The sequence below is a fragment of the Oceanobacillus iheyensis HTE831 genome (genome assembly GCF_000011245.1).
Taxonomy (GTDB): Bacteria; Bacillota; Bacilli; order Bacillales; family Amphibacillaceae; genus Oceanobacillus; species Oceanobacillus iheyensis.
Window position 1 is genome coordinate 518,023 of the sequence record NC_004193.1, and the last position, 12,913, is coordinate 530,935.

The 12,913-nt window shown below is 36.0% G+C and carries 10 protein-coding genes and 1 tRNA gene; 7 read left to right on the top strand and 4 right to left on the bottom strand.

The annotated features are described in order from the left end of the window. Window positions 1-177: 177 nt before the first annotated feature. On the bottom strand, window positions 178-1,587 hold the full coding sequence (locus tag OB_RS02665) for an APC family permease (RefSeq protein WP_011064893.1): 1,410 nt from the start codon (window positions 1,585-1,587) through the stop codon (window positions 178-180). 42 nt (window positions 1,588-1,629) lie between these two features. Continuing rightward, window positions 1,630-2,979: an aspartate aminotransferase family protein gene (locus OB_RS02670; protein ID WP_011064894.1), complete on the bottom strand. Its 1,350-nt coding sequence runs from the start codon at window positions 2,977-2,979 to the stop codon at window positions 1,630-1,632. 298 nt (window positions 2,980-3,277) lie between these two features. Here OB_RS02670 and OB_RS02675 point away from each other — a divergent pair, with 298 nt between their 5' ends. Next, the gene (locus OB_RS02675) at window positions 3,278-4,201 is read left to right on the top strand and encodes an aminoglycoside phosphotransferase family protein (protein ID WP_011064895.1); all 924 of its coding nucleotides are present in this window, start codon (window positions 3,278-3,280) and stop codon (window positions 4,199-4,201) included. 57 nt (window positions 4,202-4,258) lie between these two features. Here OB_RS02675 and aldA read toward each other — a convergent pair whose 3' ends face one another. Beyond that, a complete protein-coding gene (gene aldA / locus OB_RS02680) occupies window positions 4,259-5,713 on the bottom strand; it encodes an aldehyde dehydrogenase (protein ID WP_011064896.1) in 1,455 nt (484 codons plus the stop codon). A gap of 331 nt (window positions 5,714-6,044) precedes the next feature. On the opposite strand from aldA, the gene rhaM reads away from it, so the two are divergent. From rhaM to OB_RS02710, 6 genes are all read left to right on the top strand, one after another. Beyond that, window positions 6,045-6,359, top strand: coding sequence for an L-rhamnose mutarotase (gene rhaM, locus OB_RS02685; protein ID WP_011064897.1), 315 nt, complete (start codon window positions 6,045-6,047; stop codon window positions 6,357-6,359). A 16-nt stretch (window positions 6,360-6,375) separates the two neighbouring features. Then, window positions 6,376-7,677, top strand: a complete 1,302-nt coding sequence (locus OB_RS02690) for an MFS transporter (RefSeq protein ID WP_011064898.1) — start codon at window positions 6,376-6,378, stop codon at window positions 7,675-7,677. A gap of 228 nt (window positions 7,678-7,905) precedes the next feature. After that, window positions 7,906-9,318, top strand: coding sequence for a rhamnulokinase (gene rhaB / locus OB_RS02695; RefSeq protein ID WP_011064899.1), 1,413 nt, complete (start codon window positions 7,906-7,908; stop codon window positions 9,316-9,318). Window positions 9,319-9,320: 2 nt separating this feature from the next. Beyond that, complete coding sequence (rhaA, locus tag OB_RS02700; RefSeq protein WP_011064900.1) at window positions 9,321-10,574, top strand: L-rhamnose isomerase; 1,254 nt, start codon at window positions 9,321-9,323, stop codon at window positions 10,572-10,574. A gap of 35 nt (window positions 10,575-10,609) precedes the next feature. Beyond that, window positions 10,610-11,446, top strand: coding sequence for a rhamnulose-1-phosphate aldolase (gene rhaD, locus OB_RS02705; protein WP_011064901.1), 837 nt, complete (start codon window positions 10,610-10,612; stop codon window positions 11,444-11,446). A gap of 156 nt (window positions 11,447-11,602) precedes the next feature. Continuing rightward, on the top strand, window positions 11,603-12,376 hold the full coding sequence (locus tag OB_RS02710) for a DeoR/GlpR family DNA-binding transcription regulator (protein WP_011064902.1): 774 nt from the start codon (window positions 11,603-11,605) through the stop codon (window positions 12,374-12,376). Window positions 12,377-12,630: 254 nt separating this feature from the next. On the opposite strand, the gene OB_RS02715 is transcribed toward OB_RS02710, so the two are convergent. Beyond that, window positions 12,631-12,703 (bottom strand) — tRNA-Ala (locus tag OB_RS02715). Window positions 12,704-12,913 lie beyond the last annotated feature (210 nt).

A 12,913-nucleotide genomic window follows, 5' to 3' on the forward strand; every position in this document is an offset into this window, starting at 1 on the left:
GTAAAACTGGTTGTTGTTGATTTATGTTCAAGGTGAACGATACCAGTTTTAAAAAATATACGTGGATTTTTGTAAAGATGACAGCCGGCGATCTCCCGATACACAAGACGGGGGGATCACCGGCTGTCATTTTTTAATAATAAAAAGAAGTTTGCTGAAATTGAGGCAGATACTCGTTTATGCGCTCTTATTCACTTCTTTTTTCATGTAATCATCTGTATTTTTCTTTCCATATTTCCTCATCGAGTAATTGTATAAAACAAATCCTAATATAATCCAAGTACCGATGATAAGCCATTCATAGGGCCAGATTAACGCAGATGGCATACCTGGAAGATAAAGAATCGTAACACCAATAGCCATAATGGTCGCTATCCAACCAATCGTAGTTCCACCAGGAAGGCGAAAGGGTCGTTGCATCTCTGGTGCTTTCTTTCGCAATATTATAAAGGATATAGTAACCATTAACCAAGCAACAACAAGTCCAAGACCACCTGCATTGACTAACCAAACAAGAGCTGGTCTTCCTAAAAGCGGAGCCGCCGTCGATAATACTGCAATTAACAAAATAGCTTTATGGGGAGTATTATATTTAGGATGTAATTGCCCTAGAGATTTAGGGAGCATTCCAGCCTTTGCTAAAGCATATATTGCCCTGCTACCTCCAACATAAAATCCGATCCAACTTGTCAATATCCCACCGATACCACCTAAGACAAGAAAATTACCCATCATTTCACTATTTCCAAAAGCCTTTGCCACCGCATCTGCTGTAACTAAATTGGATGCATTGATTTCTGACGGAGTTAACATTCTAGAAACACCAAAAATTATCGCTATATACCAAATTACAGCTACTACTACAGATAAGATTAGTAATTGCCCGATTTTTTTATTTGGTAGATTAATTTCTTCGGCAGCTTGTGGTATGACATCAAAACCAACAAACATAAAAGAAGTCATCATAAGAACTGTCATGATTCCTGTCATTCCTGTTTCAAAAAGCGGATTCATATTGCTCATATTACCGCTAAATGTACTTCCAGTAATAAGCATGATTCCTGCAATGAGAATTAGTATGGTTAAGATGAAATTTATTATAGATGATAGTTTAATTCCTCTATAATTAATCCATGCAACCAATACCGAACCAATAATCCCCACACCAGCCCAAGTTAATGTGACATCCCAACCGGCAATTGTATAGAGGTATCCTTGACTATAATTGGGGACAAGGTACTCGAAAACAGTTGGTAAGGCTACTGCTTCAAAAGCAATAACTGAAACATAACCAAGAATAATTGCCCAAGTGGCTATGAATGATGTTACTCTTCCCATTGCCTTGTATGTGTACACATGTTCTCCTCCGACAAATGGAAGTGCAGAGGACAGTTCTGCGTATGTTAAACCAACAAATACGACAAGTAGGCCGCCGAGTAAAAATGCGATAATTGCTCCGAGTGCTCCAGCTTCCGTTATCCATAAACCAGAAGTAACTACCCATCCCCAACCAATCATAGCCCCAAAGGCAAGTGCAAAAGTTTCCTTTTTACCTAGTGATTTTAATAGTTTATCCGAGTCATTCATCAAATTCCCCCTAATGATAGTTGGTTTAGCATGGTTTATTTATTAATAATTTTGGGATACACCTAGTTGATGTTGAACGAATAAAATAGCATCACTTATACGGGAGATAAGTTCATTAACTTCTTGTTTCGTAATAATTAACGGCGGAGCGAAGCATAAGATGTTTGAACCATCGTAAGTAACGCCTCTAGATATAACTCCTCGTTCATGTAAAGCATTAATAACAGCGGGGGTTACACCAACATCCGGAGTAAATGGTTGACCAGTGGCAGAATCCTGCATAAGTTCGATAGCACCTATTAATCCGATTGCTCTAACTTCTCCAACTATAGATGATTCTTTTTTGATCTTTTGGAAACCATTCTGTAATTCTAAGCCTCTTTCCTTCGCATTAGTGACAAGTGACTCTTTTTCAATAATTTCTATATTTTTTAATGCGACCGCGGCAGCTGTAGGATGACCACTATAGGTAAATCCATGGAAGAGGGTTCCTTTAGATTTTTCTTTTAATACAGTGTGAATATGATCGGATACGACAACTCCCCCCATGGGAATATATCCACTAGTAACACCTTTAGCGAAAGTCATTGCATCTGGTACAACGTTCCAATTTTCCATACCAAACATCGTTCCAGTTCTCCCAAAACCAGTGATTACCTCATCAGCAATAAAAAGGATATTATAGAAGTCGCAAATTTCTCTTACTGCTTCTAGATAATCTGCGGGCGGGATCAATACACCTCCAGCTCCTTGTACAGGTTCTACAAAAATTGCTGCAATTGTATCTGCGGTTTCTTGTTCTATCATGGATTGTAACGATTCAATTGCTTTTTCTGTAGTGGAACGATAGGGTGTTTCTGCATGTAAGAAGTCATTCATCAAATGACCAGCCATATCCCAAAATTCTGGTATACCAGTTATGCTTGTAGAGGCAGCAGCTACTCCATGGTATCCTCTTTTTAATGAAATGATTTTTCTTTTTGAAGCCTTGTTTTGTATTTTCCAGTAATGACGTGAAAGTTTTACAGCGGAGTCATTTGACTCTGATCCGCCTGAAGTGAAGAAGACAGCATTTAATCCTTGTGGAGTAAGTTCTGAAATTTTCTTTGCTAATCGTATAGCTGGCTCATGACTAAATGTTGAAAAAGCAGAACTGAAAGCTAGTTTTTTCATTTGTTCTGATGCTACTTCCGCTAATTCAGTTCTTCCATGTCCGATATTTACATTCCAAAGTGAAGAAACTGCATCGATATATTCTTTGTTATTGGTATCTGTAACATAGATACCATCACCCTTAGCCATAATTGACTTAGCTCCATCTGTTTGTTGCTGTATAATGGATGACGTAGGGTGAATAAAATGTTTTTTATCTAATTCAAATAAATCTTCCATTAAAAAACCTCCCTATTAAAATACAAAAACCAGTCATAAAGACAGAGTTGACCCGTCGATATAACTGGTACTTGATCTAATTTCGTGCTTTACGGGTGAAGTAAAGTCAATTAGATTCAACAATTATTGGTTTATATTTTACAGAAAATTTAGTTATATCACAATAGTGAAATATAACTATTTTATGTTTGTTGTCAAATTGACTTTATTACCAAGTTTTGATCATTAACAAATAATAAGTGATATCTCAAGTTAATCGTGTTTTACTAGATAATAATATTGGTCAAGGAGGCGCAGGATGTCAGATTTAACTGAATCTATAAAGGTGTGGGTATTAGAGTATTTTCCGAAGGGTTCTTTTATCACGAACATTAATTGTTTAAAAGGGAGTACTACTTCAACTTTAGTTGGAATTACTATAGAGCATCCTGATAAGACGGAAAGTCAAGTGGTATTAAAACAATATAATAAACCTGAAGCTGTGGGGAAAAGTGAAGCAATTACATCGGTGGAAAATGAAGCGAATAGTTTAATCGTAGCTAACTCACTAAGGGGCAATAGTCCAAAGTTAATTGGAACAGATAAGTATGGTGATATAAGTGAATATCCACTGTTATTAATGAGCAAGTTACCTGGAGCGGTGGATTTACATCCGGATTCCATTTCTACATGGATTGAAAAACTTGCCATAACGTTAGTGGAAATACATCAGAATGATATAAAGGATTTTTCAAGTAAGCATTTTCGCTATCAACAATCAGATGATTTAAACATCCCAGTTTGGTCTCAATATCCAGAAGTTTGGAAAGCGTTAATTGAAATTGCGAAGCAACCAGAACCGATGTATGATCCAATATTTATTCATCGTGATTTTCATCCTGTCAATGTGCTGTGGCAAGATGGGGAAGTGGCTGGTGTAGTGGATTGGACAAATGGCTGTATCGGACATGCGGGTATTGATCTTGGACATTGTCGTTGGAATTTAGCAATGATTTTTGGTGTGGAGGAAGCGGATATTTTCTTACAATATTATATAAAACAAGCTGGAAATAGATTTAAATATGATATGTATTGGGATAATGTTTCTCTAATGGATGTTTTGATGGATCATCCATCTGTTTACCCTGGATGGGCGGCGTTTGGACGGAGGGAAATAACGAAAGAGATTATAATGGATAGAATGGATCGGTATGCAATATCTTTATTTAATAAAGTATACTAGCCAAAATAAGGCGCTAGAATCATATTTTAATTCGATGATTTAGCGCCTTTATTTAACTTATTTATATTGAATGTAGACAACATGAGTTTGTAGAAATTCTCCTAACCCATGTTTTCCGTCTGCTCCGCCAATTCCTGATTTTTTCCAACCAGCATGGAATCCTTGAATTGCTTCGAAGCTTTCTCTATTAACATAGGTTTCTCCGAATTCTAATTCATTACTAGCGCGCATCATGTAATTCACGTTATTTGTAAAAATAGCAGATGTTAATCCATATTGGCAGTCATTTGCTAATTCGATTGCTTCATCCAATGAAGTAAAAGTAGCAATAGGTAATACAGGCCCGAACACTTCTTCTTTCATAATTTCAAAGCTATTATCGACATTTGATAGTACAGTAGGTTCATAATAGTATCCAGCCTCTGTGTTCACTCGGTTTCCACCTGTTAATACAGTTGCTCCATTTTCTACTGCGCGCTTAACCATATCTTCTACATTTTTAAGACCTGCTTCATTTGAAAGTGGTCCCATATCGATTTGTTCATTTCCAAGAGGATTTCCATAACTAACATTGGACATTGCTTTTGTGATTTTTTCAATAAATTCATCAGCTACATCTTCATGTACATAAACTCTTTCTGTACAGTTACAAACCTGTCCTGTATTGATGATTCGAGAATCAAGAACGGATTTTACAGCCAAGTCAATATCTGCATCTTCCATCACAATCGAAGGCGCTTTGCCTCCTAACTCAAGAGACACTTTTGTGATGTTTTTCGATGCTTTCTCCATTACTCTTGATCCAGCCTCTGTGCTTCCTGTTAAGCTGATCATTCCGATTTTTTCGTTTTTAGATAATTCTTCACCAACAATGCTACCTGCACCAGTAACTATATTAATAACACCTTTTGGTAATCCGACTTTATCTAAAATCTTAGCAAAAGCTAACGCATTATTAGGAGAAACACTACTTGGTTTGAGCACTATAGTATTTCCAGTTAATATAGCAGGTGCAGCTTTTCGTGCAATTAAGAAGAACGGAAAATTCCAAGGTAATATACCGGCTACAACACCAATTGGTTGTTTGAATACAAGGATGTTTTCTTTTTCTCTGTCACTTGGTACGATTTCACCTTCATATTTTCTTGCCCAACCAGCAATATATTCAAAGTAGTCAGCAGTAACACTAACTTCTACAACAGCTTGATCAAGCGGTTTTCCCATTTCCTCAGAAATAATCTTTGCATATTCATCAATGTTTGATCGAATCTCTTTACTTATTGCGAATAGATAAGATGCTCGTTTACTTGAAGGAAGGTTTGCCCAGTCTTTTTGCGCTTTTGCAGAACCATCGATTGCTCTTCTAGTATCTTCTAAGCTAGCTTTTGGAACTGTTGAAACTATTTCCTCTGTTGCAGGATTTGTAACCTCAAGTGTTTCATTGTTACTAGCATTGACAAACTCTCCGTTAATGTACATTTGATATGTTGTTATCGCTTTCAATTCAGCCATACTCTTTCATCCTTTCTATTGTTTCGGAATGTACTATTATATTAGACAGAAAAATGATGGCTGTCAATAAAAAACAAATATAAACAGAAATTATTTAGTTTGTTTATATTGATATTATTGTGTAATTATATAGATTATATCCAATAAAAAGGAATATAATGGTATTTATGTTGTGAAATTATTAAAAATAAAAGGTGAGATTAGATAAACAAAAAATAACAAAAATAAAACTGTTTATTTGTGTTGACTTTCAAATAAGAGCATATTAGTATATAAACATCAAGTTCATGTAATCGCTATCATTTATATTGTTTAGAAAGAAGGGGATTTAATGAAACGAAAAGGATTCATTATGACAGTCTATCCGGATAAACATGATGAATACGAAAAACGACATAATGAAATTTGGCCAGAAATGGTTGCAGAATTAAAAAAACATGGTGCGCACAATTATTCGATTTTTTTAGATAAACAAACGAACCAATTATTTGGTTATATCGAAATAGAAGATGAAGAAAAATGGAGCAAGATGGCGGAAACTTCAATTAATCAAAAATGGTGGAAGTTTATGAAGCCCGTTATGAAAACGAATTCAGATGATAGCCCTGTATCAACGGATTTAACAGAAGTGTTCCATATGGATTAAGAGGAGGGAATAAAAAATGAGCAAGCAAAGATTTGCAGCTAAAAATGTAACTGGCTGGAAAGCGACTATTGCAATTGCGATGGCGAATTATATTGAAGCCGGGTCAATTATTGCTGCAGCTAGTAGTCTTACATTATGGCAAGCCTATCTTGGGTTTGATAGTTTAGGTGTTGGGTTGCTTAGTGCGTTAAGTGCGAATGCTTTAGGTGCGGCGATTGGTGCGCTTATTGGTGGACCATTAACAGATAAATATGGAAGAAAGATAATTTTTAGTTATGATTTATTAGTGTATATGATTGGTGTTGCTTTGATTGCGGCATCTGTAAACTTCCCTATGTTGTTAATTGGTACGATTATTACTGGTATCGCGGTAGGGGCAGGAGTGCCGGTATCTTGGACTTATATTGCAGAAGAATCACCAAAGAAAAAAAGAGCCGCGCATGTTGGTGCAGCTCAATTAGCCTGGTCGATCGGACCGATGATTACATTTGCTTTAGCAGTACTTGTAGCACCATTAGAGTTATTAGGATCGAGATTAATCTTTATCCACTTATTTATCGTTGCTGGTTTAGCTTTATATATTCGTAGAGGTCTTCCGGAATCCAAGATTTGGGAAGAGCAAAAAGCAAGAGACGATGCGGATAAAGCAAAAGGTATTGTTAAAAAAGGTACATTGAAAGAATTATTTACACTGAAACCAAACAGAGAAGCATTATTCTTACTACTTGGTATTTACTTATTCTGGAACTTAACAGCGGGAGCAATGGGATACTTTATGCCATACATATACGAAAATGTAGGTGGCTTAAGTAATATGGAAGCAAACTTATTACAGTCGTTCCTATGGATGTTCACCGTGTTAACCACCTTCTTTATCTTCATGAAATTAGGGGATAAAATAAGCCGTAAAACACTGTTTACGATAGGTGCACTTATGGGTGTAGCTGCCTGGATAATCTTAACGTTTATGCCGATGACTTGGCCGACATTGATTGCCTTTGTTATTTTGTGGGGATCTGCAGCTGGTATTGGTGCTCAAGCGTTTTACGCATTATGGACGAGTGAATTATTCCCAACAAGATATCGTGCTACCGCGCAAGGATTTATGTACTTTATTGTACGAACAGGAATTGCACTTTGGTCAGTAGTATTACCAGTAATTATGGACACACTAGGTTTTGTGGTTGCGGGCATTGTGATGATTATATTCCTTGTTATTCATTTAGTTATCGGAGTTGTTCTAGCTCCTGATACGAGAGGTAAAACATTAACAGAAATTGAAGAAGAGCGTTATGGTAAAGAACGAATAGCGAATTAATAGTATACAACAAAAAAAGGTAACGGAAAATTCGTTGCCTTTTTGTTTTTTTTTTATTCTTTTTACTAACTAAAAAACAAAACATCTTTGTTTATTTTGGTTTTGGTTGACTAACCAAAAAGATAGCGTTATCATAAACGTACAGAAGGCAACGAAAGATTACTTAACTTGACGATTTTATAGATAGACGGATAGAAGCATTCTATTGATTCAAGGAAGGTGAATTACATGCAACAATGTAACTTAGCGGTAGATATAGGAGCTTCCAGTGGAAGAGTTATTGCAGGGTACTTACAAAATGGAAAATTACAATTAGAAGAAGTTCATCGTTTTGATAATAAATTAATCGATCTGAACAATTATTTTTGTTGGGATATCGATCGAATTTATCAAGAAATATTAATGGGTATTAAATCGGCAGTTGATAATGGATACCAGCCTATAAGTCTTGGAATTGATACGTGGGCGGTTGATTTTGTTTTGTTAGATGAAAATGACATGCGATTAACAGATGCGGTTTCTTATCGAGACCCACGGACAGACGGAATGATGGAGGAAGTCTTCTCTCAAATAAGTAAAGAACGTCTCTATTTAGAGACAGGAATTCAGTTTCAAAAATTTAACACGATGTATCAATTACAAGCATTAAAGAATAGCAATCCTGATTTGATCGAGAAAGCAACGAGTTTTCTAATGATACCAGATTACTTAAATTTTTTACTTACTGGGAAAAAAGTTAACGAATATACCAATGCAACTACGACTCAATTAGTTAATGCATTTACGAAAAAATGGGATATCGATTTAATTGAACAGTTAGGTTTTAATTCGAACATGTTCATGGATATTCAACCTCCTGAATCAGTAATTGGTAATCTTCGCCCAGAGCTTCAAGAAGAATTAGGTGTTGATTTTAATGTAATCTTACCCGCAACGCATGACACTGGTTCAGCTGTTGTAGCTGTTCCTGAACAAGAAAATTCCATATATATTAGCTCAGGGACTTGGTCTTTGATCGGGGTGGAGAATCATTTTCCAATCTGTACAACCAAGGCACTAGATTATAATTTTACGAATGAAGGCGGAGCGGATTACCGCTATCGTTTTTTGAAAAACATCATGGGATTATGGATGATTCAAGAAGTAAAGAGAAACTTTAATGATGAATTTGAATTTGCCGATTTTGCTGCGATGGCAAAAGGAGAATCATTTAAATCGATTGTGGATGTAGATGATGATCGATTCTTAAAACCTGAAAATATGATTGAGGAAATAAAAGCATATTGTAAGGAAACCAACCAAGCTATACCTCAATCGCCAAGTGAAGTGGCTAAATGTGTATTTAATAGTTTAGCAGTTAGCTATCAACAAGCGATCTCTCAAATTGAAGAAATTTATGAAATCGACTTTCCGACCATTTATGTTATTGGTGGCGGATCAAAGAATGAAATGTTAAATCAATTAATAGCAGATACAACAGGAAAAACAGTAATAGCTGGTTTGTCTGAAGCTACAGCTATTGGGAACTTAATTGTACAAATGATGGCAATCGATCAAATAGATGATATGCAACAAGCTAGACAAATTATTAAACATTCATTTGATTTATATACCTATGCAAAAGTAACGATGGAGGGGTAAATATGGACGTCAAACAAAATTATGAACAAGCGAAAAAACAATATGAAAAATGGGGAGTTAATGTTGAGGATGCGTTAGAGAAGCTAAAACAAATTCCGATTTCGATTCATTGTTGGCAAGGGGATGATGTGACAGGATTTGAAGTCAATCAACAGGAGTTATCGGGGGGGATCGATGTAACGGGAAATTACCCAGGTAAAGCAACTACACCAGAGGAATTACGAGATGACCTTGATAAAGCTTTATCACTGATTCCTGGTATGCACCGAGTCAATCTACATGCAATATATGCAGAAACAAATGGAGAAGCCGTGGAACGTGATGAGATTGAGCCTAAGCATTTTGAAAACTGGGTAAAATGGGCAAAAGAAAACGGTTTAGGACTTGACTTTAATCCAACATTATTTTCTCATCCAAAAGCAGATGACGGTTTAACGTTAGCACACCCAAATAAAGAGATTCGAGATTTTTGGATTCGTCATACGATTGCCAGCCGTAAAATAGCGGCTTACATGGGGAAAGAGTTAGGGACTTCTGCCTTAACAAACATCTGGACTCCAGATGGATATAAAGATATCCCAAGTGATCGTCTGACACCTAGAAAACGTCTAGAAGATTCCCTAAACCAAATATTTGAAGAGGAAATAGATAAGGAATATAACGTTGACGCAGTAGAGAGCAAACTATTTGGAATAGGATCGGAAGCATATGTAGTAGGTTCACATGAGTTTTATATGGGATATGCATTGAAAAATAATAAATTATGTCTACTAGATACAGGACATTATCATCCTACAGAAATGGTATCTAATAAAATTTCTTCGATGCTATTATATAGTGATGAATTAGCTTTACATGTATCTAGACCAGTTCGTTGGGATAGTGATCATGTTGTTATATTAGATGATGAATTACGTGAAATTGGCTTAGAGATTGTCCGAAATGATGCTTTAGATAAAGTTAGAATCGGCCTTGATTTCTTTGATGCAAGCATAAACCGAATTGCAGCATGGACAATCGGTACTCGGAATATGATTAAATCGTTATTATATGCGTTACTAACACCGAACGAGCATTTAAAACAATTACAAGAAGAAGGTAACTTCACAGATCGCTTAGCGATAATGGAAGAATTAAAAACTTATCCATTTGGGGCTATTTGGGATTACTACTGTGAATCCATGAATGTACCAGTTGGAGAGTCATGGTTAACAGAGGTAAAAGAATATGAAAAAGAAGTTTTATCTAAGCGATAATTTTAAGAGGATTTGAAGTGGAAAGGGAGAGAATGATGACACAGGATATTACACAACAAGATGTGTTAGATGCACCTTTTATGAAAGAAATGATGAATACAACATATGATATGTGGAAACTTGGATGGGATGAACTTAATGGAGGTAACATCAGCTATCTACTAAAAGAAGAAGAGGTAAGAAGTTACTTTGATTTGAACCAAGTAAAGCGAACTATTTCATTAGATTTTCCGGTAATAGAGTTGGCAAATCAGTATTTCCTTGTTACTGGATCAGGTAAGTTCTTCAGAAAAATTATAGAAAATCCAGAAGAATGTTTAGCGGTATTACGAGTAACTAGTGATGGAGAATCAGTTGAACTTCTATGGGGATTAAGTGATGGAGGAAGACCGACAAGTGAGTTAGCATCTCACTTTATGAGTCATATTGTTCGATTAAAACATGATCCGAATCATCGAGTCATCATGCACACACATGCAACAAACTTAATTGCAATGACATTTACACATGAATTAGATGAAGTTCAATTTACTCGGACATTATGGCAAATGTGTACAGAATGCTTAGTGGTATTCCCTGAAGGAGTAGGGATACTCCCATGGATGGTTCCTGGAACTTCAGAAATTGGAAAGGCTACAGCGGAAAAAATGAATGAATATCGTTTAGCAATTTGGTCACATCATGGAATATTTGGTGCAGGGGAGTCAATTGATCAAGTATTTGGATTAATTGAAACAGTGGAGAAGGCTGCAAAAGTCTATAATCTTGTAAACGCACATCCAGACGGTGCTAAACAAGTAATTACTGATCAGCAACTGATAGATTTAGCAGAAGCTTTTCATGTGAATCCTCCTAATAAATACTTTTCTTAAAAGGCCGATGCAATTATGAAAGAACGAAGCAGTGGAAATACAAGTGTTTCGTTCTTTCTATGCTTGTTAAACTTAGTAGAAAATGGGTAAAATATAGTAAAAATATGATATGCTATTTTAGAGAATATGTTAAAGGTAAGAGAAGGAAGTGGTTAGATGCTTGTAGCAGAAAGACATCACAAAATAGTTGAATTAGTGAATGAAAAGAAGAGCATTCGAGTTTCTGATATGAGTAAGTTATTTGCAGTTACAGAAGAAACGATTCGAAGAGATTTAGAAAAGTTAGAGAAAGAGAATAAGTTAGCTCGTAGTCATGGTGGCGCAGTTAGCTTGCATCCGAATGATTCTTTAGAGATTCCTTATACGCAACGAGAAATTATGAATGTACGTGAGAAACAAAAAATTGCAATGGAAGCTATTAAACATGTTTTTGAAGGAGATAAAATCATTTTAGATGCCAGTACAACTGCCTGGTATATGGCAAAAGCATTACCTGACTTACCTTTAACCGTCATGACCAACTCCATTAAAGTTGCAATGGAACTGAGTAACAAACACCAAATTAACGTGATTTCAACTGGTGGAACGCTTCTGTCTAAGTCACTCTCTTACGCTGGACCTTTAGCAGAGGCTTCGTTCCATAGTTATCATCTTGATAAGGCATTTATTTCTTGTAAAGGTCTGCATCTAGAAAGAGGAATAAGTGAGTCGGATGAACAACAATCACGTATTAAAAAGAAAATGATTGAAAGTGCTGATTCTACTTATTTAATGATAGATTATAGTAAATTTGGCAAAACTGCTTTTTCGAAAATTGATCAAATTGAAGTCGCGCATCATTTGGTTACAGATAGCAAAGCAGACCAAACGATGATTCAGTTGTTAAAAGAAAAAGGAATTCGTGTAACGGAAGTACAAAATGATGAATAATTAACAAGATATCAAAGAGGTAGGGACATAACAAACAGTTCTGGTCAAAAGACGGATGATAGGTAAAATAAGCGTAAGAAATATACGGAGACTCCTGTGGGAGGAAGGCCTAGTTGAGACCCCGGATTGCGGAGCAACCGGAGGCTCATCAGCCGCCCACGGAAAGCGCAGTATATTTCTGAAGCGGGTTTTCAATACTCATTCATTCGGATTCCTCTTTTGATTAAATACTTTTGTCCCAACCTCTTTTTCGATGGAGCATAGCGGGCTCGAACCGCTGACCTCTTCACTGCCAGTGAAGCGCTCTCCCAGCTGAGCTAATGCCCCGTTAATAAAAGTATATACCCTCTATAAAACTATTTCAATATAACTATGAACTATATTGAAAAACAAGTCTAAACTACTGTTTTCCTCTTTTTATAGGTTAAAAGTTCTGAATTTACATTATTTTTACAAAAAAGCGATGGTAGAAGTAGAATTTTTATGCAATATTTAAAGAGAAACGATTGTTTATGTCGAAATGAATACAATCGTATT

What these genes read in the sequence shown, in the direction of transcription:
- OB_RS02665 (WP_011064893.1), bottom strand. Translation starts at nt 1,587, where the DNA reads ATGAATGACTCGGATAAACTATTAAAATCACTAGGTAAAAAGGAAACT.
- OB_RS02670 (WP_011064894.1), bottom strand. Translation starts at nt 2,979, where the DNA reads ATGGAAGATTTATTTGAATTAGATAAAAAACATTTTATTCACCCTACG.
- OB_RS02675 (WP_011064895.1), top strand. Translation starts at nt 3,278, where the DNA reads ATGTCAGATTTAACTGAATCTATAAAGGTGTGGGTATTAGAGTATTTT.
- aldA (WP_011064896.1), bottom strand. Translation starts at nt 5,713, where the DNA reads ATGGCTGAATTGAAAGCGATAACAACATATCAAATGTACATTAACGGA.
- rhaM (WP_011064897.1), top strand. Translation starts at nt 6,045, where the DNA reads ATGAAACGAAAAGGATTCATTATGACAGTCTATCCGGATAAACATGAT.
- OB_RS02690 (WP_011064898.1), top strand. Translation starts at nt 6,376, where the DNA reads ATGAGCAAGCAAAGATTTGCAGCTAAAAATGTAACTGGCTGGAAAGCG.
- rhaB (WP_011064899.1), top strand. Translation starts at nt 7,906, where the DNA reads ATGCAACAATGTAACTTAGCGGTAGATATAGGAGCTTCCAGTGGAAGA.
- rhaA (WP_011064900.1), top strand. Translation starts at nt 9,321, where the DNA reads ATGGACGTCAAACAAAATTATGAACAAGCGAAAAAACAATATGAAAAA.
- rhaD (WP_011064901.1), top strand. Translation starts at nt 10,610, where the DNA reads ATGACACAGGATATTACACAACAAGATGTGTTAGATGCACCTTTTATG.
- OB_RS02710 (WP_011064902.1), top strand. Translation starts at nt 11,603, where the DNA reads ATGCTTGTAGCAGAAAGACATCACAAAATAGTTGAATTAGTGAATGAA.